General features: G+C 73.7%; 10 protein-coding genes. 5 read left to right on the top strand and 5 right to left on the bottom strand.

What is annotated here, in order from left to right:
* Nucleotides 1-24: 24 nt before the first annotated feature.
* Nucleotides 25-4,269 (bottom strand): NACHT and WD repeat domain-containing protein, encoded by a 4,245-nt coding sequence (locus FVE25_RS47865; RefSeq protein ID WP_157254202.1) that lies wholly within the window; start codon nt 4,267-4,269, stop codon nt 25-27.
* A 130-nt stretch (nt 4,270-4,399) separates the two neighbouring features.
* On the opposite strand from FVE25_RS47865, the gene FVE25_RS47860 reads away from it, so the two are divergent.
* Nucleotides 4,400-5,545 (top strand): amidohydrolase family protein, encoded by a 1,146-nt coding sequence (locus tag FVE25_RS47860; protein WP_157254201.1) that lies wholly within the window; start codon nt 4,400-4,402, stop codon nt 5,543-5,545.
* 86 nt (nt 5,546-5,631) lie between these two features.
* Nucleotides 5,632-6,657, top strand: a complete 1,026-nt coding sequence (locus FVE25_RS47855; RefSeq protein WP_181019947.1) for a hypothetical protein — start codon at nt 5,632-5,634, stop codon at nt 6,655-6,657.
* Between the two features lie 12 nt (nt 6,658-6,669).
* Here FVE25_RS47855 and FVE25_RS47850 read toward each other — a convergent pair whose 3' ends face one another.
* Both FVE25_RS47850 and FVE25_RS47845 read right to left on the bottom strand, forming a co-directional pair.
* A complete protein-coding gene (locus tag FVE25_RS47850; RefSeq protein WP_157254200.1) occupies nt 6,670-7,065 on the bottom strand; it encodes a MarR family winged helix-turn-helix transcriptional regulator in 396 nt (131 codons plus the stop codon).
* A gap of 67 nt (nt 7,066-7,132) precedes the next feature.
* Nucleotides 7,133-7,483, bottom strand: a complete 351-nt coding sequence (locus tag FVE25_RS47845) for a DoxX family protein (protein ID WP_157254199.1) — start codon at nt 7,481-7,483, stop codon at nt 7,133-7,135.
* A 282-nt stretch (nt 7,484-7,765) separates the two neighbouring features.
* Here FVE25_RS47845 and FVE25_RS47840 point away from each other — a divergent pair, with 282 nt between their 5' ends.
* The 3 genes from FVE25_RS47840 to FVE25_RS47830 all read left to right on the top strand — a co-directional run bounded on the left by FVE25_RS47840 (nt 7,766) and on the right by FVE25_RS47830 (nt 12,468).
* Complete coding sequence (locus tag FVE25_RS47840; protein ID WP_157254198.1) at nt 7,766-10,408, top strand: M4 family metallopeptidase; 2,643 nt, start codon at nt 7,766-7,768, stop codon at nt 10,406-10,408.
* A 117-nt stretch (nt 10,409-10,525) separates the two neighbouring features.
* Nucleotides 10,526-11,308, top strand: coding sequence for an FAD-dependent thymidylate synthase (gene thyX / locus FVE25_RS47835; protein WP_157254197.1), 783 nt, complete (start codon nt 10,526-10,528; stop codon nt 11,306-11,308).
* A 62-nt stretch (nt 11,309-11,370) separates the two neighbouring features.
* A complete protein-coding gene (locus FVE25_RS47830; RefSeq protein WP_157254196.1) occupies nt 11,371-12,468 on the top strand; it encodes a serine hydrolase domain-containing protein in 1,098 nt (365 codons plus the stop codon).
* Nucleotides 12,469-12,472: 4 nt separating this feature from the next.
* Here the strand turns inward: FVE25_RS47830 and FVE25_RS47825 are convergent, their stop codons facing one another.
* The gene (locus FVE25_RS47825) at nt 12,473-13,237 is read right to left on the bottom strand and encodes a family 16 glycosylhydrolase (protein ID WP_157254195.1); all 765 of its coding nucleotides are present in this window, start codon (nt 13,235-13,237) and stop codon (nt 12,473-12,475) included.
* Nucleotides 13,234-15,144 carry an acyltransferase family protein gene (locus FVE25_RS47820; RefSeq protein ID WP_157254194.1) on the bottom strand — a complete coding sequence of 637 codons (1,911 nt, stop codon included), beginning with the start codon at nt 15,142-15,144 and terminating at the stop codon, nt 13,234-13,236. Before FVE25_RS47820 ends, FVE25_RS47825 begins: the two co-directional genes overlap by 4 nt.
* Nucleotides 15,145-15,184 lie beyond the last annotated feature (40 nt).

The following is a 15,184-nucleotide window of genomic DNA, read 5'->3' as shown; positions in this document are numbered from 1 at the left end:
CCCGCCCGGCCCGGCGGGCAGCCGTCAGCAGACGCGGGCCGACGCGAAACCGGGCAGGAACTCCGCCCGCCACGCGCGGGTGAGCTTCCCCTCCTGCCCCGCGCACAGCCTGCGCCGCGCCTCGGCCGGGCGCAGCGTCCGTGCCGCGACGTCCCACACCAGCAGCAGCGGGTAGTCCAGCGGGCCGACCACTCCCTCAGTGGTGGTGGCCGCCTTCACCGGCGCGATCACGGCCAGTTCGCCGCCGCTGGGGGAGAAGGCCAGCGCGACCGGCTGGGCGTCGGGCGGCAGGGTGAGGACAGCCAGTTGCCTGCGGGTCACGCTGTCCCACAGGCGGACGGTGTCGTCCAGCCCGCCGGTGGCGAAGGTCCGCCCGTCGCCGCTGAAGGCGACGCCGGCCGTACGGCTGGTGTGACCGGCGAGCACGGCCGGCGCCGGCGGACGGGTCACGTCGAGGACGCGGACCATCGCGTCGGGCCCGGTCACGACCAGTGTCCGCCCGTCGGGGCTGAAGGCGAGGTCGAAGACGACGGCGCCGGTGCCCGTGGGCATCGTGTACAGGTGCCGGGGCGCCGCGCCGGAGACGTCCCACAGGCGCAGGCCGTCGACGTCGCCCACGGCCAGCACCCGTCCGGCGGGGTCGAGCATCGCCCTGCCCCCGCCGCCGGGCACCCGCGCTCCCCGGACCGGCGCGGCGCCGCCCATCGTCCAGATCCGCCATCCGCCCGCGCCGGCCTCGCGGAGGACCACCTTGCCGCGGTGGGGGAGCAGGCCGTCCCCGGCGACCTCCCAGGATCGCCGGGGCACGCCGTCCTCGTGCTCGACGGCCACCAGGCGGCCGGTGTGCCGGTCGAGCTCCAGTTCGTCCTGGAAGGTCGCCGATCCGAACGACGTGGTGGTGGCCAGGGAGGCGGGATCGGACGTCTGCGCCTGCTGGTCCAGGGTGACCGTGACCAGCCGTCCGCCGGAGGCGGTGTAGCCGAGCCGGACGGTCGGCCAGCGGCGGCCGGCGACCAGCGCGATCTTCCCGTCCCCGGCCAGATGGTCGTCGGCCGGGGTCCGGTTGCCCGGCTGCACCCTCGGGCGGACCGCGCGCAGGTCCCAGACGCGCACGCCGGCATCGGTGCCCGCGGTCAGCAGCGTGTGCCCGTCGGGCGCGAGTACCACCGCCTTCACCTGCGGGCTGCCGGTGGAGAAGGCGGCCACCTGGGTGCGCGCGGCCAGGTCCCACAGGCCGACGCCGCCGTCGTCCCGCGCGCCCGCCAGAGTACGGCCCGCGCGATCGAAGGCCAGGGCGGTCACGGGCGGGGTCCGCGGCTGCAGCAGATAGGGACGCCAGTTCCGCGGATGGTCGACGGCCCAGAGCACGCCGGACTGATCCGGCCCGGCCGCTCCCATGACCAGGCGGTCGCCGTCCGGCGCGAAGGCCAGCGCGTCCACCCGGTACTCGTCCCGCGGCGCGGGCGGATGCACGACGGTGGCCGGGCCCTTCTCCGGCACCTGCCACAACGGGCCGAGTCCCTCGCCGCCCGCCTGCAGCCAGCCTCGCGGGGAGAAGGCCACTCTCCGCATCGTGTTCTTCTGCCGCCCGGGCAGCTCGACCGGGGTGGCCAGCCGCTCCGCCAGCCGCCACACCAGCACCCTGCCCTCGCCCACCGCCGCCACCTGGCGGGCGGTGCCGAACGCCACGTCGGAGAAGAAGCCCTTCGCCAGGGTGGCCGGACGGTCATAGGAACGGGTGCCCCACAGGGTGAGCGACCGCTCGGTCGCCACCGCGAGCAGCTTGCCGTCGGGGCAGAAGGCCAGCGCCCGGATCCACTCGTGCAGCCGGACCACCTTGGTCAGCACCGGGTCGGGCCCGCCGATGCGCCAGATCTGCAGGACCTTGTCGAACCCGGCGACCGCGAGCTGCGTGCCGTCGGGGGAGACGGCCAGCGCGTTCGCGCTCATGCCCACCGGGACCACGTCCACGTGCGGGTGGAGCAGGGCCGCCTGCACCGCCGCCCACGCGCCCGCCTTCTCGGGCGCCACCTCGTAGGCGGCCGCCGCCAGCAGCCGGGAGTTGTCCGGGTCGGTGCCGCGGACCGCCTCGCTCTGCGCCTCCAGCCGCCCGGCCAGCGCGGCACGCTGGTCGCGGGCGGCCCTGCCGTACAGGACGAAGGCGGTCACGGCGGCCACCAGGACGAGGACCAGCGAGCCCGCCAGGGTGGCGGTGACGATCGCGCGGCGGCGGGCCGCGCGGGTCGCGGAACGTTCCGACGCGTGCAGGAAATCCTGTGCCTCCCCCGGCAGGGGAGGGTAGCGGCCGGGGTCGGCGGACCAGCGGCGCGCGGCGTCGCGGACCGCGGTCAGGCGCACCTCCCGGTAGAGGTACGACGGGTGGCGCCCGTGGGCCGACCACTGGTCGGCGTCCTCGACGAACTGGTCGTACAGGGCCTGGCGCGCCACGTCCGGCTGCAACCACGCGCGCAGCCGGGGCCAGGCCGTCAGCAGGCAGTCGTGGGCGATCTCCACCGTGTGCTCGTCCAGGACCAGGAGGCGGGCGGCGGCGAAGCTCTCCAGCACGGCGTCGGCCCGGCCCGGCGACAGGGCCCGCAGGTCGGCGCGGGGCACGCGGCGGCGGGCAGGGCGGCCGTGGGCCAGGCTCACCAGGCCGGTGAAGCACCTGTAGGCGAGGTCCCGGTCCTGCTCCGGCAGCGCCTCGTACACGTCGTCGGCGCTCTTGCGCACCGCGCCCGTCACGCCGCCGGACAGCTCGTAGCCGCGCAGCGTCAGCCTGCTGCCCTCGCGGGCGTACCACGTGCACAGCAGCGCCTGCGAGAGCAGCGGCAGCGCGCCCGCGCCGAACTCCTCCGCCCGGCCGCTCGGGCGGAGGTCGCGCAGGACCGTGTCGACCAGCGCGGGGGCCACGGTGAGGCCGGTGGCCGCCGCCGGCCCGGCGATGGCCAGCACCAGGTCGGGCTCCGTCATCGGGCGCACGATGAAGTGGCCCTCCTGCATGGCTCCGGTCAGCGCCGGATAGGCGGCGCAGCGGCCCCAGTGGTCGGCCCGCACGCCCAGGACCACCAGGGCCGGGCCGGAGGCGATCGCGTGCAGGGCGGTGATGTAGGCGCCGCGGGTCTCCTCGCCGATCTCCGCCTGGGTGAACAGCTCCTCGAACTGGTCGACGACGACGATGAGCCGCCGCTCGCCGGGCAGCGTCAGCGCCTGCCGTACCGCGAGGTGGGCCTGAGCGGGGTGGGCGGCCAGCTCGCGGGCGAGGGCGGCGGCCGTCGGGCCGCCCGGCACCCGCGCCAGCGCGGCGGCCAGCTCGTCGAACGGCGTGGCGGTGGGCCGCAGCACCAGCACCGGCCAGGCGGCCGAGCCCTCGACGGCCAGCGCGCCCCGCATCAGGGCCGGGCGCAGGCCCGCGCGCAGCAGCGAGGTCTTGCCCGCGCCCGACGGGCCGGAGACGATCACGATCGAGACGCCCTCCAGGCGTTCGCCCAGCTTCTCCACCAGTTCCTGCGTCAGCCGGGCGCGGCCGAAGAACAGGCCGTGCTGGTGCTCCTCGTACGGCAGCAGGCCGAGGTAGGGGACGCGTGCGCCGGGACGGCCGGGCGGTTCGGCGGTGCTCAGCGCGCCGATCCACTCGGTGACGTTGACCAGCAGTTCCTGGGTGCGGGCCGCGCGCAGCGAGTCCGCGCGGCGGCGCTCGTTCTCGGCGCGCTGCTCCACGCCCAGGCGGTGCAGCTCGTAGCGGATGCCGGCGGTGTCCTCGCCCAGCCGTTCCAGGGCCTGCCGCATGCCGGTGAGCAGGAAGCGGAACTCGGCGAAGTCCCGCTCCACGGCCATGAACGCGGGCCCGAGCTGGGCCGCCGCGTCGTCGTCGAGTGCGGCCTCCACCACGGCCCCGGCGGCGTCGGCGCGGCGCAGCAGCTCGGCCACGGCGGCGCGCAACTCCGCGTCCTCCTCCAGGGCCCGGCCCACCGCCTCGGCCAGCTTCGCGGTGAACTCCTCCGGCTCGCCGTCCAGCGACCCGGCGTGCCGCATCAGGTAGGCGGCCAGGAAGTTGCCGCCCATCGAGCCCAGGAACGCCGAGAGCTGGCGGGCCGCCGCCTCGGCCACGCCGACGCCCGGGGGCACGCCCGTCGGGATGAGCGCGGTGACCGCGCAGGCGAACAGGAACCCGACGATGGCCGCCGGGCGCATCCTGCCGATCGCGGCGGCCGAGCGCCGCACCCATCCGGCGATGGCCCCGCGCAGGCGATCGCGTCGATCATCGTCCATGGCCGTCCCCTCCGCCCATAGTGAACACCCGCCGGGCCCGGTCCGGCCTTCCGGGCGCATCGGACATCGCCTCGGGGGAAGTCCGGAATTCGCGGCGTGTTCCGCGGCGCGAGCGCCTAGGCTCGCCCGCATGCTCCCCGTAGACCTTCCCGACGCGGTGCGCGAGGCGCTGCTGGCGCCGCTCGTCGACCACCACTGCCACGGGGTGCGGCGCGACGAGCTCAGCCGGGCGCAGTTCGAGCTCCTCATCACCGAGGGCGGCACGCCCGCCCCGCCCGGCACCACCCACTTCGACACGCCCATCGGCACGGCGATCCGGCGCTGGTGCGCGCCCGTGCTCGGCCTGGAGCCGCACGCCGCCCCGGCCGTCTACCTCGCGCGGCGGGCCGAGCTGGGGGCCGGCGAGGTCAACCGGCGGCTGCTCGAGGCGGCCGGCATCGTCGCCTTCCTCGTCGACACCGGCCTGGAGGACCCCGACCTGCTGACGGCCGCCGAAATGGGCCGGCACGGCGGGGCCGCCGCCGACGAGGTCGTCCGCCTGGAGCAGATCGAGCAGGACGTCGCCGAGATGGCCCAGATCGCGGTCGACTACATGGACAGCCTCGCCGAGGAGCTCGCCGCCAGGGCCGCCCGCGCCGTCGGCCTGAAGTCGATCATCGCCTACCGCTTCGGCCTCGACTTCGACCCGGCCCGGCCCAGCCGGGGCTCGGTGATCGCGGCCGCCAACCGGCGCCTGTCCGACCCCAAGGAGCGGCTGTCCGACCCGATCCTGCTCCGCCACCTGCTGTGGACCGCGGTGGACGTGGCCAGGGAGCGCGGGCTGCCGCTGCAGTTCCACACCGGCTACGGCGACACCGACCTCGACCTCGGCCGGGCCGACCCGGCCAGGATGACCGGCTTCATCCGGGCGGTGCAGCCGATCGGGGTGCCGGTCATCCTGCTGCACTGCTACCCGTTCCACCGGCAGGCCGCCTATTTGGCCGCCGTCTACCCCCACGTGTACGTGGACATCGGCCTCGCGCTCACCTACACCGCCGCCGGATCCGCGCGGATCATGGCCGAGCTGCTGGAGCTGGTGCCCTTCCACAAGCAGCTGTTCTCCTCCGACTGCTACGGCGTGGCCGAGACCTGCCACCTGGGCGCGCTCTTCTTCCGCCGTTCGCTGGCCCGCGCGCTGCGCGAGCGGCTGGACGAGGGGGAGTGGAGCGTGGCCGACGCCGCCCGGATCGCCCACATGATCGGCTCCGGCAACGCGCGCCGCGTCTACCGGCTGTGATCGTCTCAGGGGGTACGGCAGGCCCTACCGCCCTCCCGGGGGACAGCAGGCTGGGGTGGCGGCACGCGCGTTTCTAGCGTTGAGCCGTGTTCACGATCACTGGAAAAAGCCGTGTCGAACCGGCGCCCTCCCACCCCCTTCGCCGGCACCGGCCCCTCCTGGTGATGGTCGGCCTGATGGCGCTCCTCACGATCGTCTCGGCCGCCGGGACGGTGGCCGACGACCGGGTGCTGCTCGGCGCGCCGGTCTGGGGAAAGCCGCTGAAGTTCGCCATGTCGTTCGTCGTCTACGGGCTGTCGCTGGCGTGGATGCTCGCGCTGCCGCTGAAGGCGCCCCGCTGGGCCTGGTGGATGGGGACGCTCATCGCCGTCACCGGGATCCTCGACGTCGGGATCGTGGTGGTCCAGGCGGCCCGGGGCACGTTCAGCCACTTCAACCAGTCGGACGACCCCTTCAACACCGTCATCCAGCTCGTCTTCGGCTACGGCGTCCAAGGGCTCCTGCTGGCCAACCTCGTCCTCGCCGGCATCCTGATCTTCCAGCGGATCGTCGACCGGCCGACCGCCTGGGCGATCCGGTCGGGAATGGCGCTGGTGATCGCCGGCATCGGGCTGGGCCTGCTGATCCCGGCCCGGCCGCAGCCGGCGCTGACGGTCAAGGACGCCAACGGGCAGTGGATCTCCCTGGCCGCCCAGCACAGCGTGGGCGTGCAGGACGGCGGTCCCGGGCTGCCGCTCACCGGGTGGAGCACGGCCGGCGGCGATCTGCGGATCTCGCACTTCGTCGGGCTGCACGGGTTGCAGGTCATGCTGGTGGTGGCGCTGCTGCTGCGGTATCTGGCCGCCCGCGTCACCCGGCTGCAGCACGAGCGGACGCAGGCGGCGCTGGTGATCGTGGCGGCCGTGGGGTACACCGCGCTGCTCGCCCTGGTCACCTGGCAGGCGTTGCGCGGCCAGCCGCTGCTGCGCCCCGACGGGCTGACGCTGGGCGCGCTGGCCCTGGTCCTCGCCGTCACGGCGGCGGCGGGCTGGGCCGTGCTGGCGCGCTCGCCGGGACGGCGCCGCCGGACCTCGCGGGGCGGGCAGCCGGTGCGGACGCCCGCCGCGCCCTGATCCGCCGGCCGGTCAGGGTTCCAGGCAGGCGCCCAGCTTGGTGCCGACCTTCTGGAGCGCCTCGGCCAGGGCGGTGGTCTGGGCGGGGCTGAGGTGGTCGAAGAGGATCTCGCGCAGCGCCTTGCTGTGGGCCGGGGCGACCTCGGCGATCAGCGTGCGGCCCGCGCCGGTGAGCTCGGCGACCGAGGCCCGGCCGTCGCTCTCGTCCGGGCGCACCCGGACGTAGCCGCGTTCGGCCAGCTTGCTGATGCGGTGGCTCAGCCGGCTGATGGAGACGTTGGAGGTGGCGGCCAGGTCGGACAGGCGCTTGGGGCCGTGCTCCAGCGAGCACAGGAAGCCGTACTCGATGTGCACCAGCCCGTGGGCGCGGAAGGTGCGCTCCACCTGCGGCATGCCGACGAGGATCACGGCCAGCAGGCCGTGCCAGGCGCGCCGCTCGTCGTCGTCGAGGCCGTCGATCTGTGAACTCCCAGCGTCAGAACCGTCCTACCGCGATGATCACCGCCATCGCCAGCAGTACCAGGTTAACCGTGAAATTCTCCTTGCGCCTCAGGTGGACGGCGGCGGCGGCGACCATGGTGACGCCCAGGCCGGCGGCGGCGAGCGGGGTGAGGACGGGCGCGATCCCGGTGGCCCAGGGGAGGACGAGACCGAGGCCGCCGAGGACCTCCACGCCGCCGATGGCCCGGATCTGGCCCTGGCTGAAGTCCTCGACGTACGGCATGCGGGGCCGCAGCCGCTCCTTGGCGGCGGTCAGCTTGACGACGCCCGCGGCGGCGAACAGGAGGCCGAGCAGGATCTGCAGGACCCAGAGCAGCACGTCCATTTGGTTGTCCCTTCAAGTTATATGGGCTGACGGCGACTGTAGCCGGAGAAACTTGAAGCGACAACCTTTGGGCGGAGTTAGGGCCGGCAGGAAAGAGAAGCCGTGATGGGACGGATTGCCGCCGCCCCTGATGAGCGTGGTGACCCCAACCCCGCGTGCACGCTCAGATCAACAGGGAAAGCAACATTTCCTGACTGAATTCATTAAATTGTGATGTGTCGGAGGTTCCGGCCGAGGTGATGATCAGGGCGCCAGATCCCCTACACCACATCTGGAGGTGTCGTGTCCTGGCGCCCCATCACGTCCGCGGCCGCCGCCCTGTCACTCGCGTTGGCCGTTCCCTTAGCCGGCCAGCCGCCGGCGCACGCGGCCGGCCCGCCCGAGATCGAGGCCCGCGCCGGCACCGAGGCGCCCGCCGAGGTACGCGGCCTGGCCGAACCGGCGGCCGCGGGCGACCCCGTCACCGCCGCCAAGGCCCACCTGACGGACGCGCGCTACAACCTCGACCCCGCCGACCTCACCCCGCTCCAGACCGTCACCGACGGCGCGGACACCACGGTCAGGTTCGCCCAGAGCTACCGGGGCCTGCCCGTCTTCGGCGGCCAGTACCTCGTCCACTTCCGCGGCACCGGCGCCGACCGGCAGGTCACCGGCGCAGGAGGCCGCTTCCTGACCGAGCTGACCGTGGACACCACGCCCAGGCTCACCCAGGAGCGGGCGGCCGCGATCGCCCGCCTGCGGCTGGTCACCGACCCGCTCACCCGAAAGAGCGTCAAGACCGGCGCCGCAAGCCTGATCGTGCTGCCGGACGGCCCCGGCCGGCTGGCCTGGAAGCTGCCGGTGACCGGCATCGACCAGGCCAAGAAGCAGCCCCTGGCCTTCGACGCCTACATCGACGCCCACAACGGCCAGCCCCTGCGGGCCATCAGCCGGCTGCAGATGGAAGGCCCCGCCACCGGCTCCGGCACCAGCGCACGCGGCCCGGTCCTCCCGCTGAACGTCTACCAGCGCGCCGACGGCCGCTACGAGGCCCGCGACCGGGCCCGCCCCATGTGGAACGGAACCACCGGCGAGATCCTCACCTACGACGCCGCCGGCCGTCACGTCGGCGACTTCTTCGAGCCCGGCATCCCCGCCGGCACCCGGCTGGCCGAATCACCCACGCCGGCCTTCGGCCCGGCGCACACCGAGTCCGGCGCCGTGGACGCCCACTGGGGCACCGGCAAGGTCTACGAGTTCTACCGCGGCCTGGGCCGCGAAGGGCTCGACGGCAAGGGCGCGACCATGCTCTCCGTCGTCAACGTCACCATCTTCGGCCAGCCGTTCGAGAACGCCTTCTGGGACGGCACCAAGATGGTGTACGGCGGCGGCGGCCCGACCTACCGCTCCCTGGCCGCCGGGCTCGACGTCGTCGGCCACGAGATGACCCACGGCGTCATCACCCACAGCGCCGACCTCGCCTACCTCGGCCAGTCGGGCGCGATCAACGAGGGCCTGGCCGACTACTTCGGCAACGCCATCGAGGTCGGCGTGCTCGGCATCCCGATGAGCCACCCCGACGCCAGCCTGCTCGGCGAGCGCATCTGCAAGACGCTCCCGCCCGCCGAATGCGCCATCCGCGACCTCGACGACGACCGCGCGGTCCCCAAGGACTGGCTCGGCGTCAGCATCGCCTTCGACAACGGCGGCGTGCACCTGAACTCCACGATCTTCTCCGGCGCCCTGTGGGACATCAGGGAGCACCTGGGCGGCAAGACCGACAAGCTCGTCTACAAGGCGCTGACCGAGTACATGACCCCGCTCGACGGCTTCACCGACGGGCGGCGGGCCGTCGAGTCCGCGGCCAGGGCGCTCGGCTGGTCGCAGCACGAGCGGCGCACGATCGCCCGGGCCTTCGAACGGCACGGCATCCGGCCCGGCTGGGAGCGCGCGCTCCGCAGCGACAGCCGCGTGCTCGTGGACACCCTCACCTCGCCGATCGCCACGCCGGACGTGGCCGGTGACCGGTACGTGATCGACAACTCCTCGCCCGACGGCGGCGAGCCCCCCTCGATCCTGCTCGGCCGGATCGGCGGCGGAAAACCGGCGAGGTTCTCCCAGAACGCCCACTGGAACTACAGCCCCGTCATCGACGGCGAACGGGTCGTCTGGGGCGCCTACGACGCCGGCGCGAACACCGACCGGATCGTGTCCAGGCCGGTGGACGGCAGCGCGCCCGAGACCGTGCTGGCCACCGTGGCCACCCCGGTCGGCGTCGTCGCCGCCGCCGGACCCGCGATCGGCTGGGAGACCTTCGACACCACCGCGCTCGAGATCGAGGTGTGGGTGAAGAAGGGCGCCGATCCGCCGGTCAACCTTACCGCCGAGACCGGCGTCGAGGGCGTCGGGCCCGTGATGAAGGGGGGCAAGCTCACCTACCGCCGCATCTGGTTCGACAACGGCACGATGCACAGCGTCCCCGCGATCTACGACGTGGCCACCGGGAAGCACACCGTGCTGCCCGAAGTCCCGTCCACCGGGCCGGACCCGTCGTTGTCGGTCCTGCCCACGCTCACCTCCAAGCACGTCCTCTGGTACGCCGACACCGACGGCGACTTCACCTTCGGCCTGGTGCGCGCCGCCCACGACGGCAGCGGCCTGACCTGGCTCGTGCCCGACGGGCCGCGGGCCCTGCTGCCCAGCAGGATCGACGCCAGCGACGGCGTCGTCACCCTCGGCCTGCGCCAGGGGGAGGTGCTCACCAACGAGAACCTGCCCAAGGTGTTCCAGCTGCCCCTCACCGGCGGGCCGCTGACCCGGGTCTCCTGCAACCGGGGCGAGCAGCTCGCCCTCGCCTCCGGTGACGGCAGCCGCGTGGCCTGGACCGACGGCAGTTCCGCCCAGACCGATCTGGTCTATCGCGACCGTCCGGCCGGGCGCTGCTGAGCCCTGCCGGTCCGCCCGCCGTACCCGCTGGTGACGGGTACGGCGGGCGACTCGCGAAGAGGCCCCGGACCTGGTTTGCTAGCGGAGTCACATCGCCGAACCGGGGGTCCGTCCGCCATGCACGCCGTTGAACCAGAGGTCTTCATCGTCGCCCGTCCCGAACTCGACTACGACGAGCTGGCCCGCTACCTGGCCGAGGTGGGCGGCACGTCGTGGCTGGAACGGCTCGACCGCGGCGACCTCGACGCCCAGAATCTCGCCGAGTTCGCCGGCCGGCTCTGCTACCGCTCCTACGAGCCCGGCCTCAACCCCAACGTCGTGCGCGTGCGCACCGACCAGACCGAGTATCTGCGCAACATCCTGGCCAGCGCCCACGGCTCGGTCCTGGAGCACGTCAGCTTCAGCTTCGTGCTGCACAACGTCAGCCGCGTGCTCACCCACGAGCTGGTACGGCACCGCCCGGGCGTGGCCATCTCGCAGGAGTCGCTGCGGTTCGTGCGGCTGACGGAGCTGCCGTTCTGGTTCCCCGACTGGGCCCGCGAGGACCCCGAGCTGATGGAGCGCGCGACGGCGGTGCTCAGTCAGCTCGAGGAGTTCCAGGGCTGGATGGCGGGGCACTTCGGGCTGGACGAGGAGGGCGTGCCGTTCTCGGAGAAGAAGCACCGCACCTCGTTCATGCGCCGCTTCGCGCCGGAGGGCGTGGCCACGGGGCTGGTCTGGACGGCGAACGTGCGCACGCTGCGCCACACGATCGAGGCGCGCACGGCGGCCGGCGCGGAGGAGGAGATCCGCATGCTCTTCCAGCGCATCGGCGAGCTGATGCAGAAGGAGGCCCCCGCGCTGTTCGGCGACTACGTGGTGGAGGACGGCGCCTGGGTCCCCGGCTGGCGCAAGGTCTGACCCCTGGACCGGGGGCAGAGCAGGGGTTTACGCCCGGCGGGGCCGCGCTCACCATGGAGGGCGTGCGCCGACTGCTGATCATCCTCGGTGTGCTGGTGCTGGCCGTCGCGGTCGCCTTCGGCGGCATGTGGGCCAGCACCGGCCGATCGCAACTGGCCAGGGCCTTCTTCTGGGGCGACTCCGACACCGGAGACTGGCAGCGTTTCCCGTTCCGCAGGGTGTCCACCGCCGCGCCCGCGCCGATCCCCTCGGCTCCGGCGGCGCTGCCCGGCCTGGACGAGCGGGCTCTGGCGGCCGGCGGCACCAACGCCTTCCTCGTGGTGCGCGACGGCAAGCTGATCTACGAGAAGTACTTCAACGGCACCCGCCGCGACTCGACGCTGACCTCGATGTCGGTGGCCAAGTCGGTGCTGTCGCTGCTGGTCGGCGTGGCGATCGGGGAAGGCCGGATCGCGTCCGTGGACGACCCGATCACCGCCTACGTGCCGGAGCTGCGCGAGCGCGACCCGCGCTTCACGCGCATCACGCTGCGCCACCTGCTGGCGATGCGCTCCGGCCTGCGCTACGACGACGAGGGCACGCCGTTCAGCGACGACACCAGCACCTATTACAGCCCCGACCTGCGCGGGCTGGCCATCGGCGGTGCCGAGGTCGAGGGGGAGCCCGGCCAGGGCTTCCGCTACAACAACTTCAACCCGCTGCTGGTCGGGCTGGCGCTCGAGCGCACGACCGGCATGAAGGTCGCCGCCTACCTGGAGCGGAAGCTCTGGCGGCCGATGGGCATGGAGGGCGACGGCTCGTGGAGCCTGGACTCCGCCGAGGGCTTCGAGAAGATGGAGAGCGGCGTCAACGGCCGGGCGGTCGACTTCGCGAAGCTGGGCATGCTGGTCGCCGCCCGCGGCAAGTGGAACGGCACGCAGCTCGTGCCCGAGGCGTGGATCACCGAGCCGAACACTCCGGTGACGGCGCCCAACGGCTGGGCGGACGGCTACCAGCACTTCTGGTGGTCGCGCGGGCCGGCCCGGATCGCCTCCGGCCGCTACGGCCAGGTCATCTACGTGCTGCCGGGCAAGAATCTGGTGATGGTGCGCCTCGGTGCGGACACGGGTGGCCGCGCCTGGCCGGCGTACATGGAGGAGCTGGCCCAGAGCATGACATGAACCTTCATCCGGTCGTCCGCACGCTGACCCAGTCGACCAGCATCGGGCGCCCCGGCACGGTCGCGGCGTTGGGCGGGCCGGGCAGCCCGCCGCCGATCGCCACGTTCAGGATCACGAAGAAGCCGCGCGGCAGGCTCCGCTCCAGCGTGTGGTACGGCCGGCCGTCCAGGAACCAGGTGGTGGCCCGCTCGGTCACCTCCACCGCGTAGGTGTGGAAGGCGCCGAAGCAGTCCGGGCAGGCGCGCTCCGGCGTGACCAGTCCCTTCGGCTCCCGGCACGGCCCGCCCGGCATGGTCCCGCAGTGCATGGCCCCGGTGATCGCGGGCCGGCCGTTGACCGCCTCCATGATGTCGATCTCGCCCACCGCGGGCCAGCCGGTCTCCCCGCCCAGCATCCAGAACGCCGGCCAGTACCCGGCGCCGTCCGCGGGCGTGACCGCCGGCAGCGCGATGCGGGCCTCCACCCGCAGCGTGCCGCCGGGCGGGACGGCGAAGTCGGCCCGCTGGGTGCGCACCCGGCCGGAGGTCCATCGCCCGCCGTCGGACAGCGGGGTGATGGCCAGATTCCCCTTGCCGTCGAGGGCGGCGTTGGCGGCGGCCATGGTCTCGATCTCGCCCGTGCCCCAGCGCTCCGGCGGGCCGGTCTCGTGCCGCCAGCGCCCGGCGTCCAGGGTGGTCCCGTCGAAGTCGTCACGGAAGACCTCCCGCCGCTCCGGGCCCGAGCACGCGGCCAGGGCACAGAGCAGCAGGAGGGCGGTCAGGAGTCTCATAGCACCGTGGGGATCAGGTCGAGCTCCTCCAACTGCTGCTCCATGCGCGGGGCCAGCCTCTGGACGAGCGTGTTGGTCAGGTGGGAGTCGTCGCGGTAGAGCACGACGCCGTTGAGGGCGGCCGGGCAGGTGGCGCCCTCGCCGGGGCAGAGCAGGCCGCTGACGTCCAGCGTCCACATGCCCGGCTGCCGGCGCGCGGCCAGCGGGTCCTCCCGGAGCCCGGTCGAGCGGGGGAAGGCGCACGCGGCGGCGTCCTTGCCCGACAGGCACGCGGGCACGTCGAGGCCGGGCAGCGGCGTGTCGCGCAGGTACACCAGCGGCGCGCCCAGCCGCCTGAGCCGCTCCAGCGTCGGCCGCCAGCCCGTCATCGTGGTCTTCGCGTCGGCGTAGGCGCTCAGCGAGGCCAGCAGGATCAGCCGGGGCGGCGATTCGCCCTCCAGCCGGGACAGGGTGTTCTCCCGCCACCGGTCGCACTCGTGGTACTCCCGGCCCAGCCGGGGATCGACGACCTTCAGCGCGGGCAGCGGGCAGCCCGGCTTGGTGAGCACCTCCAGCGTCCAGCCGCGCCGCTGCGCGACCCGCCGGGCCATGGTGAACCACTGCCCGGCGTGCGAGTCGCCGAGGAGCACCACCCGGTCGTTGCCCGGCACCGCGCCCGCGCGGCCGGAGCCGCTGGGCGTGAACAGGCACGGCGGGCTGGTCGTGGCCGTGAGCTCCACCTCGCACCCGGCCGAAGGCGGGTAGTCGGTGCGCGCGGCGGCCGGATCCAGCCTGGCCGGCTGCTCGGCGGCGGCGACGGTGGCGGTGGCGACCGTATTGCCGGGCGCGGTGCCGGCGCCCAGCAGCAGCGCCACCGTCACCGGGACCGTCATCGCGGTCATCCCCACGGCCAGCCCGCGCCGCGGCAGCTCGACGACGATCTTCGAGAAGCGCACCGGCTCCTCCACCAGCTTCATCGTCAGCCAGGCCGGGATCGCGGCCCCGGCCACCAGCGCCAGTTTGACCGGCCATGCGCTTCCCTCGCCGAAGAACACGACCAGCGGCCAGTGCCACAGGTACCACGCGAACGACAGCCTGCCCATCGCCCGCATCCAGGCCAGGCTCAGCAACGCCGAGACCGGCGAGCGGAAGGCGATCACCGCGGCCGCGCCCAGGGTCGGCACCAGCGCCTGGAGCCCCGGGTAGCCGCTCTCGTCCAGCGTCAGGGAGAACGCCAGCGCGACGGCGCCGGCCGTACCCAGAAGCGCGGCCAGGAGGCGGGGCGTCCGGGAGAGGTACGGCAGGGCCAGCGCCACCAGCGCGCCCGCCCCGAACTGCCAGGCCCGGGTGGGCGAGGCCAGGTAGGCGGCCGGGCCGTCCCACGTGATCGACAATGTAAAGGAGGCGGCGGTGGCGAGCACGACCACGGCGGCGATCGCCCTGCGGCCCGCCAGCCAGAACGCCAGCAGGAGCAGCGGCGCCCACACGAGATAGAACTGCTCCTCGACCGCCAGCGACCAGTAGTGCAGCAGCGGGCTCGGGTCGCGCTCGGCGGCCAGGTAGTCGGTCTGCTGGGCGATGAAGCGCCAGTTGACCACGTACAGCGCGGCGGTGAAGACGTCGGCGGCCACGTCGCCCGCGCGCAGCGACGGCAGCAGGAGCCAGGACGCCGACGCGGTCAGCACGAGCACGGTCGCGGCGGCGGGAAGGATGCGGCGGGCCCGCCGGGCGTAGAAGTCGGCCAGGGAGAACGTGCGGGCCTCCAGGTCGCGCACGATCAGGCCGGTGATGAGGAAGCCGGAGATGACGAAGAAGACGTCCACGCCGGCGAAGCCGCCGCCCAGCCCGGGCACGGAGGCGTGGAAGGCCAGCACGAACAGGACGGCGACGGCACGCAGCCCGTCGACGTCCGGACGGTATCCGGTCATGGGATCAGGGGAGGGAGAGCGGCCCAGCCCGCGGCCAGCA

The sequence above is a fragment of the Nonomuraea typhae genome (genome assembly GCF_009760925.1).
Taxonomy (GTDB): Bacteria; Actinomycetota; Actinomycetes; order Streptosporangiales; family Streptosporangiaceae; genus Nonomuraea; species Nonomuraea typhae.
This window is presented reverse-complemented; position numbering and strand designations above follow the sequence as displayed.